Origin of the sequence: Serratia sp. BNK-17, assembly GCF_048684935.1 — a bacterium.
GTDB lineage: Bacteria > Pseudomonadota > Gammaproteobacteria > Enterobacterales > Enterobacteriaceae > Serratia > Serratia nematodiphila.
The window spans coordinates 355,583-372,083 of sequence record NZ_JBLQTR010000001.1 but is presented as its reverse complement, the minus strand read 5'-3'; the positions used below and the strand labels follow the sequence as shown (position 1 = coordinate 372,083).

General features: G+C 58.6%; 13 protein-coding genes, 6 tRNA genes and 5 other RNA genes. 19 read left to right on the top strand and 5 right to left on the bottom strand.

Annotated features, from left to right (window positions below; genetic code table 11):
* Nucleotides 1-16: 16 nt before the first annotated feature.
* The 16 genes from tolB to pnuC all read left to right on the top strand — a co-directional run bounded on the left by tolB (nt 17) and on the right by pnuC (nt 6,551).
* A complete protein-coding gene (tolB, locus tag ACMGF7_RS01870; protein WP_004939856.1) occupies nt 17-1,309 on the top strand; it encodes a Tol-Pal system beta propeller repeat protein TolB in 1,293 nt (430 codons plus the stop codon).
* Nucleotides 1,310-1,353: 44 nt separating this feature from the next.
* Complete coding sequence (gene pal, locus ACMGF7_RS01865) at nt 1,354-1,869, top strand: peptidoglycan-associated lipoprotein Pal (protein WP_004939853.1); 516 nt, start codon at nt 1,354-1,356, stop codon at nt 1,867-1,869.
* 9 nt (nt 1,870-1,878) lie between these two features.
* Nucleotides 1,879-2,673 (top strand): cell division protein CpoB, encoded by a 795-nt coding sequence (gene cpoB / locus ACMGF7_RS01860; protein WP_004939852.1) that lies wholly within the window; start codon nt 1,879-1,881, stop codon nt 2,671-2,673.
* Nucleotides 2,674-2,851: 178 nt separating this feature from the next.
* Nucleotides 2,852-2,927, top strand: a tRNA-Lys gene (locus ACMGF7_RS01855).
* Between the two features lie 29 nt (nt 2,928-2,956).
* A tRNA-Val gene (locus tag ACMGF7_RS01850) sits at nt 2,957-3,032 on the top strand.
* 7 nt (nt 3,033-3,039) lie between these two features.
* A tRNA-Lys gene (locus ACMGF7_RS01845) sits at nt 3,040-3,115 on the top strand.
* 15 nt (nt 3,116-3,130) lie between these two features.
* Nucleotides 3,131-3,255: non-coding RNA, RtT sRNA (locus ACMGF7_RS01840), on the top strand.
* A gap of 152 nt (nt 3,256-3,407) precedes the next feature.
* Nucleotides 3,408-3,483, top strand: a tRNA-Lys gene (locus ACMGF7_RS01835).
* A 13-nt stretch (nt 3,484-3,496) separates the two neighbouring features.
* A non-coding RNA gene (locus tag ACMGF7_RS01830) (RtT sRNA) lies at nt 3,497-3,620 on the top strand.
* A gap of 45 nt (nt 3,621-3,665) precedes the next feature.
* Nucleotides 3,666-3,741, top strand: a tRNA-Val gene (locus ACMGF7_RS01825).
* A 6-nt stretch (nt 3,742-3,747) separates the two neighbouring features.
* A tRNA-Lys gene (locus tag ACMGF7_RS01820) sits at nt 3,748-3,823 on the top strand.
* A 75-nt stretch (nt 3,824-3,898) separates the two neighbouring features.
* Nucleotides 3,899-4,023: non-coding RNA, RtT sRNA (locus ACMGF7_RS01815), on the top strand.
* Between the two features lie 75 nt (nt 4,024-4,098).
* Nucleotides 4,099-4,223, top strand: a non-coding RNA gene (locus tag ACMGF7_RS01810) — RtT sRNA.
* Nucleotides 4,224-4,297: 74 nt separating this feature from the next.
* Nucleotides 4,298-4,422, top strand: a non-coding RNA gene (locus tag ACMGF7_RS01805) — RtT sRNA.
* 321 nt (nt 4,423-4,743) lie between these two features.
* Nucleotides 4,744-5,805 carry a quinolinate synthase NadA gene (gene nadA, locus ACMGF7_RS01800; RefSeq protein ID WP_164095980.1) on the top strand — a complete coding sequence of 354 codons (1,062 nt, stop codon included), beginning with the start codon at nt 4,744-4,746 and terminating at the stop codon, nt 5,803-5,805.
* A 20-nt stretch (nt 5,806-5,825) separates the two neighbouring features.
* Nucleotides 5,826-6,551 carry a nicotinamide riboside transporter PnuC gene (gene pnuC, locus ACMGF7_RS01795; protein ID WP_021504601.1) on the top strand — a complete coding sequence of 242 codons (726 nt, stop codon included), beginning with the start codon at nt 5,826-5,828 and terminating at the stop codon, nt 6,549-6,551.
* Nucleotides 6,552-6,586: 35 nt separating this feature from the next.
* Here the strand turns inward: pnuC and zitB are convergent, their stop codons facing one another.
* The 3 genes from zitB to ACMGF7_RS01780 are packed head-to-tail and all read right to left on the bottom strand — an operon-like array spanning nt 6,587 to nt 11,351.
* Nucleotides 6,587-7,549 (bottom strand): CDF family zinc transporter ZitB, encoded by a 963-nt coding sequence (zitB, locus tag ACMGF7_RS01790; protein ID WP_015376984.1) that lies wholly within the window; start codon nt 7,547-7,549, stop codon nt 6,587-6,589.
* Nucleotides 7,549-10,749: an ATP-binding protein gene (locus ACMGF7_RS01785; RefSeq protein ID WP_420286342.1), complete on the bottom strand. Its 3,201-nt coding sequence runs from the start codon at nt 10,747-10,749 to the stop codon at nt 7,549-7,551. The genes zitB and ACMGF7_RS01785 overlap by 1 nt, the downstream gene beginning before the upstream one ends.
* Nucleotides 10,746-11,351, bottom strand: coding sequence for a response regulator (locus ACMGF7_RS01780; RefSeq protein WP_049242094.1), 606 nt, complete (start codon nt 11,349-11,351; stop codon nt 10,746-10,748). Before ACMGF7_RS01780 ends, ACMGF7_RS01785 begins: the two co-directional genes overlap by 4 nt.
* Before the next feature lie 212 nt (nt 11,352-11,563).
* Here ACMGF7_RS01780 and aroG point away from each other — a divergent pair, with 212 nt between their 5' ends.
* The 3 genes from aroG (at nt 11,564) to ACMGF7_RS01765 (ending at nt 15,119) form a co-directional block, all read left to right on the top strand.
* Nucleotides 11,564-12,616 carry a 3-deoxy-7-phosphoheptulonate synthase AroG gene (aroG, locus tag ACMGF7_RS01775; protein WP_004939837.1) on the top strand — a complete coding sequence of 351 codons (1,053 nt, stop codon included), beginning with the start codon at nt 11,564-11,566 and terminating at the stop codon, nt 12,614-12,616.
* A 267-nt stretch (nt 12,617-12,883) separates the two neighbouring features.
* Nucleotides 12,884-14,074, top strand: coding sequence for a YjgN family protein (locus ACMGF7_RS01770; RefSeq protein WP_197798638.1), 1,191 nt, complete (start codon nt 12,884-12,886; stop codon nt 14,072-14,074).
* 7 nt (nt 14,075-14,081) lie between these two features.
* The gene (locus ACMGF7_RS01765) at nt 14,082-15,119 is read left to right on the top strand and encodes a M48 family metallopeptidase (protein WP_004939835.1); all 1,038 of its coding nucleotides are present in this window, start codon (nt 14,082-14,084) and stop codon (nt 15,117-15,119) included.
* 46 nt (nt 15,120-15,165) lie between these two features.
* Here ACMGF7_RS01765 and gpmA read toward each other — a convergent pair whose 3' ends face one another.
* Complete coding sequence (gene gpmA / locus ACMGF7_RS01760) at nt 15,166-15,918, bottom strand: 2,3-diphosphoglycerate-dependent phosphoglycerate mutase (RefSeq protein WP_004939834.1); 753 nt, start codon at nt 15,916-15,918, stop codon at nt 15,166-15,168.
* Nucleotides 15,919-16,134: 216 nt separating this feature from the next.
* Nucleotides 16,135-16,482, bottom strand: a complete 348-nt coding sequence (locus ACMGF7_RS01755) for a PsiF family protein (RefSeq protein ID WP_033633898.1) — start codon at nt 16,480-16,482, stop codon at nt 16,135-16,137.
* Nucleotides 16,483-16,501: the final 19 nt, after the last annotated feature.

Here is a 16,501-nt window from a genome sequence, read left to right as displayed (position 1 = left end):
GGATAAGGGAGATGAGATGAAGCAGGCATTTCGAGTAGCGCTAGGTTTTTTAATTCTGTGGGCGTCCGTGCTGCACGCGGAAGTTCGCATTGAAATCACCCAAGGGGTCGACTCCGCTCGCCCGATTGGCGTGGTGCCGTTTAAATGGGCGGGCCCAGGCACGCCGCCGGAAGATATCGGCAAGATTGTCGGCGCGGATCTGCGCAACAGCGGCAAATTCAACCCGATCGACGTGGCGCGCATGCCGCAGCAACCGACCTCCGCGTCTGAAGTGACGCCAGCGGCCTGGACTGCGCTGGGCATCGACGCAGTGGTGGTCGGCCAGGTTCAACCTGGCGCCGACGGCAGCTACCTGATTTCCTACCAACTGGTGGACACCTCGGGTTCGCCGGGCACTGTCTTGGCACAGAACCAGTATAAAGTGACCAAACAGTGGTTGCGTTATTCTGCCCATACCGCCAGCGACGAAGTGTTCGAGAAGCTGACCGGCATCAAGGGCGCGTTCCGCACCCGTATCGCCTACGTGGTGCAGACCAACGGCGGGAAATTCCCGTATGAGCTGCGCGTAGCGGATTACGACGGTTACAACCAGTTCACGGTGCACCGTTCGCCTGAGCCGCTGATGTCGCCGGCCTGGTCGCCGGACGGCAGCAAACTGGCTTACGTGACCTTCGAGAGCGGCCGCTCTGCGCTGGTGGTGCAGACCCTGGCTAACGGCGCTATCCGCCAGATCGCCTCGTTCCCGCGCCACAACGGTGCGCCGGCGTTCTCGCCGGACGGCAGCAAGCTGGCCTTCGCGCTATCCAAGAGCGGCAGCCTGAACCTGTACGTGATGAACCTCGGCTCCGGCCAGATCACGCAGCTGACCGATGGCCGCAACAACAACACCGAACCGACCTGGTTCCCGGATGGCCAGTCTCTGGCGTTTACCTCCGACCAGGGCGGGCGTCCGCAGATTTATAAAATCAGCGCCAGCGGCGGTGCCGCGCAGCGTCTGACGTGGGAAGGCTCTCAGAACCAGGATTCTGAAGTCAGCTCCGATGGTAAATTCCTGGTGATGGTGAGCACCAACAGTGGTGCACAACACATCGCCAAACAAGATCTTGGATCGGGCGCCGTTCAGGTTTTGACCGGCACCTTCCTGGATGAAACGCCTAGTATTGCGCCAAACGGCACCATGGTGATCTATAGCTCCACGCAAGGTATGGGCTCCGTGCTGCAGTTGGTGTCAACTGATGGGCGTTTCAAAGCGCGTCTTCCGGCAACTGATGGACAGGTCAAATTCCCTGCCTGGTCGCCGTATCTGTGATGCATGTGTAAATATGTATGGCAAACTATAAAAGGATCAAAGAAATGCAACTGAACAAAGTGCTGAAAGGGCTTCTGCTGGCACTGCCAGTTCTGGCTGTAGCAGCTTGTAGTTCTAACAAAAGCGCGAACAACGACCAATCTGGTATGGGCGCTGGCGCCGGCACTGGTATGGAAAACGGCAGCAGCAACCTGTCTTCCGAAGAACAAGCTCGTCTGCAGATGCAAGAACTGCAGAAGAACAACATCGTTTACTTCGGCCTGGACAAGTATGACGTAAGCTCCGAATTCGCTCAGATGCTGGACGCGCACGCTGCATTCCTGCGTAACAACCCGTCTTACAAAGTGACCGTTGAAGGCCACGCTGACGAACGCGGCACGCCGGAATACAACATCGCTCTGGGTGAGCGTCGTGCTAACGCCGTTAAAATGTACCTGCAGGGTAAAGGCGTTTCCGCTGACCAGATCTCTATCGTTTCTTACGGTAAAGAAAAACCAGCAGTACTGGGCCACGACGAAGCGGCTTATGCTAAAAACCGTCGTGCCGTTCTGGTTTACTAAGAGAATCGCATGAACAGTAACTTCAGACGTCACCTGTTGAGTCTGTCGTTACTGGTTGGCGTAGCGGCCCCTTGGGCCGCTACTGCCCAAGCGCCAATCAGTAATGTCGGCTCCGGCTCGGTCGAAGACCGTGTCACCTCGCTTGAGCGCATCAGCAATGCTCAAGGCCAGCTTTTAAACCAACTCCAGCAGCAACTCTCTGACAATCAACGCGACATTGATTCTCTCCGTGGGCAAATCCAGGAAAGCCAGTATCAGTTGAATCAGGTCGTTGAACGCCAGAAGCAAATCTATCAACAGATGGATAGCCTCAGCCAGGGCGGCGCTCAGAGCGCCTCTGCGGCAGCGGGCGCTGCCGGCGGGGCAGCCGCAGGCGCATCTTCCGATGCGGGCAGCAGCGCGCCTGCAGCCGCTTCTGCAACGCCGAGCGGCGGTGATGAGAACAGCGATTACAACGCCGCTGTTTCTCTGGCGCTGGAAAAAAAACAGTACGACCAGGCGATTTCCGCCTTTCAGTCCTTCGTAAAACAGTACCCGAAGTCTACTTACCAGCCCAACGCCAACTATTGGCTGGGCCAGTTGTTCTACAACAAGGGTAAAAAAGACGATGCGGCCTATTATTTTGCGGTGGTGGTGAAGAATTACGCTAAATCACCGAAGGCGCCGGACGCCATGTACAAGGTGGGTATCATCATGCAGGAAAAAGGGCAGGCTGATAAAGCCAAGGCCGTGTTCCAGCAGGTGATTAAACAATACCCAACCAGTGCGGCGGCCAAGCAGGCGAAAAGTCGCGTAGGCGGTTAACGGTTAGAAAAATGAGCCCAGAAGTTAGTCGATTTGACCGATTTCTGGGCTCATTCGCGTGAAGAACAAGCAGTTGAACGCATCGGTAAAAAATTTAGGTTGCGCTGCCAAGATAAATTAGTAATATATGCCGCCGTTGCCAAGACATCTTGCAAGATGTTAAAGCGGCAGGGAAATTGGGTCGTTAGCTCAGTTGGTAGAGCAGTTGACTTTTAATCAATTGGTCGCAGGTTCGAATCCTGCACGACCCACCAATTTCTGAAGTAGCAGTAACCACAACAGTGGGTGATTAGCTCAGTTGGTAGAGCATCTCCTTTACACGGAGGGGGTCGGCGGTTCGAGCCCGTCATCACCCACCACTGTTATGGGTCGTTAGCTCAGTTGGTAGAGCAGTTGACTTTTAATCAATTGGTCGCAGGTTCGAATCCTGCACGACCCACCATTCTTAGAGAATGGCTGCAATAGAGAATCGTAAAGGATGAGAACCGTAAAGGTTCGAGTCTCGCGAAGCGAGACAACATCACTCCGGTGATGGCCCGCAAGGGCGAGGCCAAAGGCCGAGTTATCCTGCACGATCCACCATTCTTAGAGAATGGCAGCTTCAGAATCGGTTTGATGTGGCAAAGTAAAGGTCCGAGTCGAGTACCCGTCGAGTTGTCCTGAACATCCCCATCCTTGTTTTCCGCGAGTCGGTTTTTGTAACCTATTCGCCATCAGCAGTAAACCACATCAGTGGGTCGTTAGCTCAGTTGGTAGAGCAGTTGACTTTTAATCAATTGGTCGCAGGTTCGAATCCTGCACGACCCACCACTCTTTGATAGAGCAAGGTGTTAAATCGTCAGGATGAGAACCGTAGAGGTTCGAGTCTCGCAAAGCGAGACAACATCACCCCGGTGATGGCCCGTTAGGGCGAGGCCAAAGGCCGAGTTATCCTGCACGACCCACCACTCTTTGATAGAGCAAGGTGTGAAAAATAGCAGTACCACAGCAGTGGGTGATTAGCTCAGTTGGTAGAGCATCTCCTTTACACGGAGGGGGTCGGCGGTTCGAGCCCGTCATCACCCACCACACTGCGGGTCGTTAGCTCAGTTGGTAGAGCAGTTGACTTTTAATCAATTGGTCGCAGGTTCGAATCCTGCACGACCCACCAATTCAGAAAAAAGCGCCTTTTGGCGCTTTTTTCGCATCTGCGCCACCTGGCTCTGCCTTTATCCTCTTACTGACATGGCCCACTGAGTCGTGCGGGTGAGATCCTGCGTTCAGGTTCGAGCATCGCGTAGCGATACGACAACGCGCAGCGTTGCCCGCAGGGTGAGGCCACAGGCCGAATCAATCCTGCACGACCCACCAATTCAGAAAAAAGCGCCTTTTGGCGCTTTTTTCGCATCTGCGCCACCTGGCTCTGCCTTTATCCTCTTACTGACATGGCCCACTGAGTCGTGCGGGTGAGATCCTGCGTTCAGGTTCGAGCATCGCGTAGCGATACGACAACGCGCAGCGTTGCCCGCAGGGTGAGGCCAGAGGCCGAATCAATCCTGCACGACCCACCAATTCAGAAAAAGCGCCTTTTGGCGCTTTTTTCGCATCTGCGCCACCTGGCTCTGCCTTTATCCTCTTACTGACATGGCCCACTGAGTCGTGCGGGTGAGATCCTGCGTTCAGGTTCGAGCATCGCGTAGCGATACGACAACGCGCAGCGTTGCCCGCAGGGTGAGGCCAGAGGCCGAATCAATCCTGCACGACCCACCAATTCAGAAAAAAGCGCCTTTTGGCGCTTTTTTCGCATCTGCAGCACCCCAACCTGAATCCCTGCTTTCTCGTTTCAACAACACACCGATCATCATCCCGCTTTTCTCTGAACGCCATACGCCCCCACCAGGACATTATCCGCCGGGATCTGCGTGGTCAATGTCTGTCTTTTTAATCTATTAAACACTGAGTGCGTAAATATGAAAATATCAGCGGACTTTTCGCGCGGTTTTAGGTATTTTGTTTAGTATATAAAACGAGGGGCGTTACGGCAGGCGATATTCACGCGGCAGGCGCCCAGCCTAGCATGAGATTGCAGCGATGAGTGAAATGTTTGATGTCAACGCGGCGGTGTATCCCTTCCCGCCGAAACCGGTACCGCTGGACGTAGCGGAAAAAGCCTTTTATCGCGAGAAGATCAAAACCCTACTCAAGCAGCGCAACGCGGTAATGGTCGCCCATTATTATACCGACCCGGAAATCCAGGCGCTGGCGGAAGAAACCGGCGGCTGCGTGGCGGATTCGCTGGAAATGGCGCGTTTTGGCAGCGCGCATCCGGCTTCGACGCTGTTGGTGGCCGGCGTGCGCTTCATGGGGGAGACCGCCAAGATCCTCAGCCCGGAAAAGCAGGTGCTGATGCCGACGCTGTTTGCCGAATGTTCGCTGGATCTGGGCTGCCCGGAAGAGGAGTTTCATGCGTTTTGCGACAGTCATCCCGATCGCACCGTGGTGGTCTATGCGAACACCTCGGCGGCGGTCAAAGCGCGCGCTGACTGGGTGGTGACCTCCAGCATCGCCGTCGAACTGATCGAGCATCTGGATAGCCTGGGCGAGAAAATTATCTGGGCGCCGGATCGTCATCTCGGCAGCTATGTGCAGAAGCAGACCGGTGCCGACGTGTTGTGTTGGCAAGGCGCCTGCATTGTCCATGACGAGTTTAAGACCCAGGCGCTGCGGCGCATGAAGGCGCTCTATCCGCAGGCGGCCATCCTGGTGCATCCCGAATCGCCTCAGGCGGTGGTCGAGCTGGCGGATGCGGTAGGATCGACCAGCCAACTGATTCAGGCGGCGAAAACATTGCCGCATCAACAGCTGATTGTCGCCACCGATCGCGGTATCTTTTACAAGATGCAGCAGGCTTGTCCGGACAAGGAACTGTTCGAGGCGCCGACCGCCGGAGACGGCGCGACCTGCCGCAGCTGCGCGCATTGCCCGTGGATGGCGATGAATGGCCTGAAGGCGATTGCCGAAGGGCTGGAGCAGGGGGGCGCGCAGCATGAGATCCATGTGGACGCCGCGCTGCGTGAAAAGGCGCTGGTGCCGCTGAACCGCATGCTGGATTTCGCCGCTCAGCTTAAGATGCAGGTTAAAGGCAACGCTTAACCGTTTAAAAGGATGACCTCATGAGCTTCTTCAGTACCAGCAATATTCTGGTGCATATTCCGCTTGGCGCGGGCGGTTACGATCTGTCGTGGATCGAAGCCATCGGCACACTGTTCGGGTTGCTGTGCATCTGGTACGCCAGCAAGGAAAAAATCATCAACTACCTGTTCGGCCTGATCAACGTCACGCTGTTCGCGGTGATTTTCTTCCAGATCCAGCTGTACGCCAGCCTGCTGCTGCAGCTGTTTTTCTTCGGCGCCAATATTTACGGTTGGTATGCCTGGAGCCGCCAAACCCAGGATAACCAGGCCGAGCTGCAGATCCGCTGGCTGCCGCTGCCGAAAGCGTTGGCCTGGGCGGCGGTTTGCGTCATCGGCATCGGCCTGATGACTTTCAATATTGACCGCGTGTTCGCCTGGCTGACGCAGATTGCGGTGGCGGTGATGCAAGGGCTGGGGCTGAACGTACAGATGCCGACGCTGCAGCCGGACGCCTTCCCATTCTGGGATTCGGCGATGATGGTGCTCTCCATCGTGGCGATGATCCTGATGACGCGCAAGTACGTGGAAAACTGGCTGCTGTGGGTGGTGATCGATGTCATCAGCGTGGCGATCTTTGCCTACCAGGGCGTGTACGCGATGGCGCTGGAGTATGTCATTCTGACGCTGATCGCCCTGAACGGCTCCTGGCTGTGGATCAAGAGCGCCGGGCGCAACCATTCCAATCCGTTATCTTCCGCTCCGTAACAACGCAGAGGGCGCCGTGATGGCGCCCTCTTGGCTTAGTGGCGATGCCCCAGGTGCGAATGCGCTTCGGCATGTGAGTGTTCACTCGGCTCCGGCGCCCGGTTGATGCCGCAGTCCGGCGTCTCGCAGTGCCGGTACTCCATCTGAATGGTCACGTGGCCGATCTTGTAGTGTTCCAACAGATAAGCCTGGATGCGTTGCAACAGCCCATCGTGGTCATGCGGCGGGATCACCTGCGCATGCAGCGTCATCAGCTTCTGTTCGCCGATCTGCCAGACGTGTACGTGGTGGATGTTGCGCACTTCCGGGATGTTCAGGCACAGGTCTTTTTGCAACTTGGCGATGTCGACCTCCTGCGGCGTGCCTTCCAGCAGCTCGTGGAAGCTCTCCTTCAGCAGCCGCCAGGCGCTGCGCAGCACCAGACAGGAGACCAGCACCGACAGGATCGGGTCAATCGGCGTCCAGCCGGTGGCGAGAATGACGATGGCGGCGACGATGGCGCCCACCGAGCCGAGCAGGTCGCCCAGCACATGCAGCGCGGCGGCGCGCACGTTGATATTTTTCTCTTCGTTGCCGCGATGCAGCAGCCAGAAGGCGAACAGGTTCGCCAGCAGCCCCGCTATGGCGATGATCAGCATCGGAGTGCCCATCACCGGCTGGGGTTCGAAGAAACGCCGTATCGCCTCCCATAGGATGAATACCACGATCACCAGCAGCGCCGCGGCGTTGAGGAAGGCCGCCAGGGTGGTCAGGCGCAGATAGCCAAAGGTGTGGCGCGCGTTGGGCTTGCGCTGGGAAAAGTGCACCGCCATCAGCGCCACCAGCAGCGCGGCGGCATCGGTCAGCATGTGCCCCGCGTCGGCCAACAGCGCCAGCGAGCCGGACAACAGGCCGCCGACCACCTCGGCCACCATAAAGACGGCGGTGACTAAAAAAGCGGTCAGTAGGCGTTTACTATTACTGTCTTTCGGCAGGTGTACGTGTGGAGTGTCCGACATTATTCATCCTTATGCATAGCGAAAGTGGGGGCGGCGGCGAGCAGAGCGTCCAGCTCCGGTTCTATCTGCGCCACTAACGCCTTTAATTTAGTATAAGCGGCGGCGGCAAACTCGCCCCGACGTGCGGTTTCCACCAGTTGCTGGCACAGCTGCGCGGCTTCCGGCAGCTGCAGCATCAGCAGGCTGCCCTTGATGCGGTGCGCCGCCTGTTCCAGGCGTGGCCAGTCGCTCGCGGCGACGGCATCCGCGAGCCGCTGCCGGTCTTGCCGCAGCGTGTCGCTGAGCGTCTGCGCCAGCCGCTGCATCATGGCGCGATCGCCGCCCGCCATTTCGGCCAGCGTTTGCCGCAGGTCAGTAAGGACTGACTTTTCTTCCTGAACCTGCGGTTGCTGAGCCAATACCTGGCCGATCGCCGCCAGTGAAATCGGCTTGGTCAGGAAGTGGTCGATCGCCACCAGCCCTGGCGGGATGCGGGTAAACTCCTGCACGTCTGCCGAGCAGAGCACGATGCGGCAAGGCGGGCGCCGTAGCCGCTGTTCGTCGCGGCGAATCAGCCTGGCCAGCGTCAGGCCGTCCGGGCGCGGCATGTTATAGTCGATAAACAGCAGATCGAAAGGCTGCCGGCGCTGGGCCTTCAGCAGCGCATAGCCTTGTTCAAAGCGGGCCGGCTGCAGCCCGAAGTGGCGCAGCTGGCGTTCCAGCAACAACAAATTGGTGGGATGGTCGTCGATCAGCGCGGTACGCAAGGCGGAAGACGGCAGAGCAAAGGTGTGCTCCTCCTGGGCGCCAGCCGTCGCGGCGCCGCTCAGCTCGACCGGTATCGCGACCTCGACGCGGGTGCCGACGCCCGGCTGCGAGTGCAACTCGATGCGGCCGCCCATCTGTTCGACGATTTCTTTGCAGATCGACAGGCCCAAACCGGTACCTTGCACCGAGATGCGTTGTGCGCCGCGCGCGCGGTAAAACGGTTGAAACAGCTTGCCTACCTCATCGGCGGCGATGCCGCAGCCGCTGTCGTTCACCGTTAGCTGCAACTCTCCCCGCCGTTCATCCTGTGCGCGCCAGCCGACGTCGACCTGAATGGCGCCGCGCGGCGTGAACTTTATCGCGTTGTTTATCAGGTTGTTAGCCACCTGAAGTAAACGCTCACCATCAATAATCACCGCCTCCGGCAGCGCCGGATCCGCCACCACGCTCAAGGTCAACGGCCGTTCGCCGATAAGCGGCCGGTAAAGGGCGTCGATGCGCGCGACCCAGGGGCGCAGCGCCACCGGTTTCGGCGCCAGCGTCAACGACCCGGTTTCCAGCCGCGCGTGATCCTGCAGGTCGTTGAGCAAGTTGAGCAGCGATGAGGCCGAACTGTAAATCACCGGCAGGCCTTCCGGCGCAGGTTGGCGTTTGAGCTCCAGTTCCAGCAGGCCGAGGATGGCGTGCATCGGCGTGCGCAGTTCATGGCTGACGGTGGCGAGGAATTTGCTCTTCATGCGGTTTTCCGCTTCGGCGCGGCGGCGCGCCTGCTCGAGCTCTTCGCGTTCGCGTTTTTCACGGCGCTGCAGCATGAAACGGCGCAGCGTCAGCGCCAGCAGCAGCACGGTGGCGGCGGCCAACAGCGCCAGCAGCCAGGTGGTCTGCGGCGGCATGCGGTTGTCGTTCACCGCGTCGATCAGGTTGCTGCGGTCGACGATCCACTCGTCGCGCAGCGATTGCAGGGTATCCGCCGGGATCTGCATCAGGTTCTTATCGAGGATCGCCAGCAGCAGCGGTTGATCGCGGCGCACGCCGAAGGCCACCGGATAGGGGATGTTGTTGGCGGCGAAGGCCAGCTTGATGGCGCCGGAATAGCGCGACAGCGCCAAAAAGTTGGCGGAGATGACGTTATCCACCAGCGCATCCAGCTGGCCGTTGGCCAGCGCGTCGTACATCGACTTGCTGTCGGCGAAGCTGACGGTCTGTTCCTGCTCCGGCACCAGCCCCTGAGCCAAATCGCCCTGCAGCACGCCGATGCGCTTGCCGGCCAGATCGCCCCAGGTCGAGACGCCGTTGGCATACTGGCCGACGTAAACGCCCCACAGCGAACGGTGGATCGGCATGCTGGCGCCGTAGCGCGCCTTGACGCCGCGCGCCAGCGGCAGGGCGGCGCGGAAGCTGGCCTGGCCGGACTGCACCAGCTGATCGGCCTGCTCGGCATTGCGCGCCCACAGCGGCGCGAAACGCAGCCCGGTGTTTTGCGCGATGATGTTGAGAATATCGATGGCGTAGCCGCGCGGCTGGCCGTCGGAACCGCGGTAGGCGAACGGGAAGTTGTTCTCGATGGCGGCGTAGTAAACCACGCGGTGGCTTGCTACCCAATTCTTCTCCATCGTCGTCAGATCGGCATTGCCGGTATCGAGGTAGCTGGGGATCTTTTTGCTCCAGCGGCTCTGCAGGGCATTCATCAGTTCCATCGGCGCGTCGGCGATGGCGGTGTTCAGCGTGTCTATCAGCCGCGGATCGGCGGCGGCGAACACGAAGGAGAGGTTGCCCAGGTTCTCGTTGCTTTCAATCTGATAGAGCTGGCCAAGCTGCAGCTGGTCGATGATAAAGCTGGCGCTGGCCTCGTCGGCGATAAAGTAGTCGCTGCTGCCGTTCAGCAGCGAATAGACCGCCTGCAGATTGTTGTCGTAGCGCTGGATCTGCGACGCCACCGCCTGCAGGGCGCCGCCGGACTGCATGTCGGTCAGCGCGCCGATCGCGACGCGGGCGTTGGCGGAATTGAGCATCACCGGCCGATCGTTGCTGCGATCGCGCAATACGCGCAGGTTGCTGACGTAGTAAGGCTGGGAGATCTCCAGCCCGTGCAGCGCTTCGCTCTGCGGGATGCCGTACAACAGATCGACCTTGCCGTCGTGCAGCGCCTGCTCCAGCTGGGTCAGGTCGGCGAAGCCGTAAATGGCGAAGCGGATGCCGGTTACCTGCTGGATATAGCCGAGGTAGTCGGCGTTCAGCCCATACAGATCGTCATCCACAATGATGTTGTACGGGCTGGTGTTCTCACTGATGATGCCGACGCGCAGCGTGCGGTCGCGCCAGGGATTTTTCTCGCCGACGATCAGCATATTCTCGGGGGGATTCAGGTTGCTGACCAGCTGATAGCGCACCGGCTCCCCCGCCTGCGCCAGGCCGCACCACAGGATCAGCAGCAGCAGGGCGCGGCGCATCATGGCGCCAGCTCTTTAAACACCGCCACCAGCTCCAGCAAATTGCCGGCGCCGGTTTTGCGCTGGATGTTTTTCTTGTGCGTGCTGACGGTCTTGTTGCTGATGTGCAGCCGGTCGGCGATCTGCAGGTTGGACAGCCCCTGGCTCAGCAAACCCAGCACTTCGAGCTCCTTGGGCGTGAGCAGCCCGCCGTCCGCCGTCGGCGCTTCTTCGGCCAGCGCGGCAGTGGGGAAACTGGTTTCACCGCCCAGCACCTGCTCGATCGCCTGCACCAACTCTGCCAGCGAGCTGCCTTTGTTGACGAAACCGTCGGCGCCGGCGGCATGCGCCATGCGCGCATACACATCGGCTTCCTGCGCGGTATAGATCAGGATCTTTTGTTGCGGGTAGTGGCGGCGGATTTTTTTCAACAGCTGCAGCCCGTCGACCTGCGGCAGGCCGATATCCAGGATCACCAGGCTGAAAGCGGCCTCGGCCAGCAGAGCCAGCGCCTGGACGTCGTCCTGCGCCGCCTGCAGACGGTAGGGGCGGGATGATTTCATTAGCGCCGCTTCCAGTGCGACATGAACCACCGGGTGGTCATCAACTAATAACAGAGAAGGCATGTTCAACTCGGGTCGCTTTATATTCCGATCGCTAGCATAGCGAAAAAGGAGGCTCTGTGCTCCCCTGATGAAACAGCACAATCTGCTGTTAATTTGGCGGTTCCAGCGGAGGGGGGCAAAGGTGATTTACAGCGCCAGTCCCACAGGCTAGATTGTTGGGATCTACACCGTTACGCACTGCGAAATACCCCTCGATACCGAATGGAAAAGCTATGAATTACCAAAACGACGATTTACGCATTAATGATATTAAGGAACTCCTGCCGCCGGTGGCTCTGCTGGAGAAATTCCCGGCCACTGAACGCGCGGCAAAGACGGTGTCCCAGGCCCGCAGCGCAATTCACAATATCCTTCGTGGCAGCGACGATCGCCTGCTGGTGGTGATTGGCCCTTGCTCCATCCACGATACCCAAGCCGCCAAAGAGTACGCGGGGCGCCTGCTGGCGCTGCGTGAAGAACTGAGCGGCGAGCTGGAAGTGGTGATGCGCGTATACTTCGAAAAACCGCGCACCACCGTGGGCTGGAAAGGCCTGATCAACGATCCGCAGATGGACAACAGCTTCAACATCAACGACGGCCTGCGCCTGGCGCGCAAGCTGCTGGTGGAGATCAACGACAGCGGCCTGCCGGCCGCCGGCGAATTCCTCGACATGATCACGCCGCAGTACCTGGCGGATCTGATGAGCTGGGGTGCCATCGGCGCGCGCACCACGGAATCGCAGGTGCACCGCGAGCTGGCCTCCGGCCTCTCGTGCCCGGTCGGTTTCAAGAACGGTACCGACGGCACCATCAAGGTGGCGATCGACGCCATCAACGCCGCTGGCGCGCCGCACTGCTTCCTGTCGGTGACCAAGTGGGGCCACTCGGCGATCGTTAATACCAGCGGCAACGGCGACTGCCACATTATCCTGCGCGGCGGCAAAGAGCCGAACTACAGCGCGGCGCACGTGAAGGACGTCAAAGCCGGCCTGAGCAAAGCCGGGCTGCCGGCGCAGGTGATGATCGACTTCAGCCACGCCAACAGCAGCAAACAGTTCAAAAAGCAGCTGGACGTGAGTGCGGACGTGTGCGGGCAGATCAGCGGCGGTGAAAAAGCGATCATCGGCGTGATGATCGAAAGCCACCTGGTGGAAGGCAACCAGAACCTCGAAAGCGGCGAACCGCTGGTTTACGGCAAGAGCGTGACCGACGGCTGCATCGGCTGGCAGGACACCGAAACCGTGCTGCGCGATCTGGCGGCGGCGGTAAAAGCGCGCCGCGGATAACCGCAAACAATGAAAAGGGCCCGATAGCGGGCCCTTGTTTTATCTTTGCCATTGCACTTCTCTATATTCCACGACTTTAAGGCTTACAGTTAATGGGCCAATTAAGTCATTAAGCGACCCCCTTCGCATTATTCCTATTTAAGAAAAGAATAATTGTCACTGCTCGCGGCATTGTGCTTATATAAGACGCTTTTTTTATTCCATAAACCCCGCAGGCCTAATAAGCGGGGAGTGGTATGACCTTATTCCTTTCAGGATGAAAGAATTATGACAAACAATACCTCGCAGCCGCTGGGGCTGCACCGGATTAAATTCCATGGGAAAGGTGGTGAGTACTTCGCTATTTGGTTAGTCAATGCATTATTGACCGCCCTGACCCTGGGAATCTATTCCGCCTGGGCGACGGTGCGCCGTCGCCGCTATTTTTACGGCAACACGGAATTGGACGGCGATCGTTTCGACTACCATGCACAACCGCTGCAAATTCTGAAAGGGCGGCTGTTGGTGATCGGCGGCATCATCGTGTTTTATATCTTGCTGGCGATAACGCCACTGTTGGGGCTGCTGGCTTTGCTGGTGTTGCTTGCCCTGCTGCCGTGGATCGTTATCCGCAGCTGGCGCTACAATGCGATTATGTCGAGCTATCGCGGCGTGCGATTTAATTATGTCTGCCGCACCGGGCGCGCCTATTGGGCTTTACTGTTCTGCCCGTTATTGCTGATTATCGGGCTGTATGTCGGTCTGATCATCTTGCTCGGCATTGGCAGCGGTCTTGGCAGCATCAACGCCATCGCTTTTATGCTGGTGCTGACGCTGATTTTGGCCGTGCCGGCATTTGCGGCGGTAAATGGTATTATTAGCGCACTGCAGCATGATTTGTACGTTAATAACCTGTTCTTCGGGCGCACTCCGTTTATTGCCGAACTGAAGAAATCGGCCTTTATCAAATTTGCCTTGTTCGGCCTGCTCATATTCCTGCCATTCATGTTGGTCGCGTTGGTGTGCATCGGTTCGTTCTTCTTTACTCTCTATCAGATGGTGTTGATGGGAATGTTAACCAACGAAGCCATTGATGTGCTGGTGCTGGACAATATCAGCAGCCTTCTGCTGATGATGGTGGTGCTGTTAATCGGCGCGCTGGTGGCCAGCAGCTACCAGGTCGTTGCCCAGCGCAACTATCTGTTTAACCAGGCAAGGCTGAACGGCGACATCAAGCTGCATTCCTCAATGAAAACGCTGCCATACATGGGATTGTTGATCACCAATACCCTGATTACCCTGTTCTCGCTCGGTTTGGCGGCGCCGGTGGCGGAAGTGCGTCATGCCCGTTATCTGGCGGCCTGCACGGCGGTTGAAGGCGATCTGGCGCTGCTGGACATTACGGCGCATCAGGAAAGTGCCAACAGCGCGGTGGCCGAAGAAGCGCTGCAGGCGCTGGATCTGGGCGGCAACTTCTGAGGCGCCGATGATCCTTGAAGGCGCTTATCAGTTGCCGGGACGGGCCGCACGTGAGGCGGCTCGTCTGCTGGTGAACGAAAGCGGCGAAGGCGTGACGTTGCAGCGGCAGGATGAACAGCGTTACATCCCGCTGACGGACATTACCGTTTCTGCCGCGCTGGGTAATATTCCGCTGACGCTCACCTTCAAGGGCGGCGGGCGCTTTGTGCCTGACGACGACGCAGCCTTTCGCCGCTGGTTCTATCAGCGCCGTTCGCCAGGGTGGGTGCATCGCCTGGAACGCCATAAACGCGGCGTCGCTCTGGCGCTGCTGATGACGCTGCTGGCGGTAGTGGCTTACGTTTACGTGGTGCTGCCGTGGGCGAGCAGCGAGATCGCCATGCGCATCCCCACCTCGGTGGAACAGACGCTGGGCAAACATACGCAGACGTTTTTGGACCAGAGCGGCTTCGCGCCCTCTGCACTGCCGGCCGAGCGGCAACGGGCGTTGCAGCAGCTATTTCGGCAGGTGATGCCGGCCGAGATGCGCCAGGAGCGCACGCCGCTCTCGCTGAAGCTGATGGCGGCGCCCGGTGCGCCGAACGCCTTTATGTTGCCCGACGGCACGCTGGTGCTCAGCGATAGCCTGGTCACCTTGTCAAAAAACGACGATGGCCTGGCGGCGGTGATGCTGCATGAGATGGGGCATCACGCTCATCGTCACCCGATGCGCATGTTGGTGCGTTCGTCACTGGTGGCGTTGACGCTGATGTGGATGACGGGTGACGTCAGCGGCATCGGCGATACGCTGCTGCAGTCTGCGTCCTTCGTGAATGAGATGCAGTTTTCTCGCGGGATGGAGCGTGAGGCGGATGCGTTTGCGATAGCGGAAATGCAGCGCCAGGGGCGTTCGCTGGCGGAAATGGCGGCGATCTACCGCGCGTTGGCGCAGGCACCTGAACGAGAAAAGACCGATGACTGGGCGCTGCCTGCCTGGCTCAGCACCCATCCGGCGATGCAGGAACGGCTGGACGCGGTGAATGAGGCGATGGCGCAGCAGCAATAAAAAAGCCCCCGGTGAAAACCGGGGGCTTTTTCGTGAACGGGCGAAATTACTTCGCTTTACCCTGGTTCGCTACCGCCGCCGCTTTTGCTGCGATCTCGTCGGCGTTACCCAGGTAGTAACGTTTGGTTGGCTTGAAGTTCTCGTCGAACTCATACACCAACGGCACGCCGGTTGGGATGTTCAGCTCGAGGATTTCATCTTCGCTCAGGTTATCCAGGTATTTCACCAGCGCGCGCAGGGAGTTGCCGTGCGCCGCAACGATCACGCGCTCGCCGCTCTTGATGCGTGGCAGGATCTCTTCGTCCCAGTAAGGGATAACGCGATCGATGGTCAGCGCCAGGCTTTCGGTCAGCGGCAGCTCTTGCTCGGTCAGCGAAGCGTAGCGCGGATCGTGGCCAGGGTAACGTTCGTCTTCTTTGGTCAGCTCAGGTGGGGTCACCGCAAAGCCGCGACGCCATTGTTTCACCTGCTCGTCGCCGTATTTTTCCGCGGTTTCCGCTTTGTTCAGACCCTGCAGCGCGCCGTAGTGACGTTCGTTCAGCTTCCAGGATTTTTCGGTTGGCAACCAGGCCTGATCCAGCTCGTCGAGGATGTTCCACAGGGTGTGGATCGCGCGCTTCAGTACGGAGGTGTAAGCGAAGTCGAAAGTGAAACCTTCTTCTTTCAACAGCTTGCCTGCTGCTTTCGCTTCGGTGCGGCCCTTGTCGGACAGATCAACATCATACCAACCGGTGAAGCGGTTTTCTTGGTTCCACTGGCTTTCGCCGTGACGCACCAGAACCAGCTTAGTTACAGCCATAGCTTAACTCCTTAATAATCTGACATTTCAATGATAACGAAAATCATTATATTGCCGCGGGCCGGGGCTCGGCAATCGATAGTGTCTAACCATAGCCAATTTCTTGCCGCAAAGTAAGGGCTGGCGAAAGGAAAAAGCTGAATCGTTCAGGCTGATGCGGAAGGGGGAGAAACGGCACGTCGGAATCGCTCCGGACGCGCCGTGGCGTAGGGAAAATCAGGCCGATTTTTTCAGGCAGTTGCTCATGAAGGTTTTACGCGCGTCGCCCTTCAGATCCTTGGTCTTGGCGTCGGCGTTGCAGCTTTTCATTTTCTGCTGCTGCGGCGTCAGGGTTTTGCCGGACGCAGCGGTGCCTTCGGACTTCAGGCAGGTGCTCATAAAGGTGGAGCGATCGGCGCCTTTCAGCGACTTGGTGGATGCCTGCTGGTTGCAATCGGTCATGCGTTTCTGTTGGGCCGCCTGCGCCGGCGAAGGCGTTTTCGTCGCCGTCGTCGCGTCGGCCGCCATCAGATTGGTGCTCAGCATTAAGCCCGCCAGCAATGGAAGTGCAGTAATCAGACGCATAGGTGTTCCTTCAGCTATT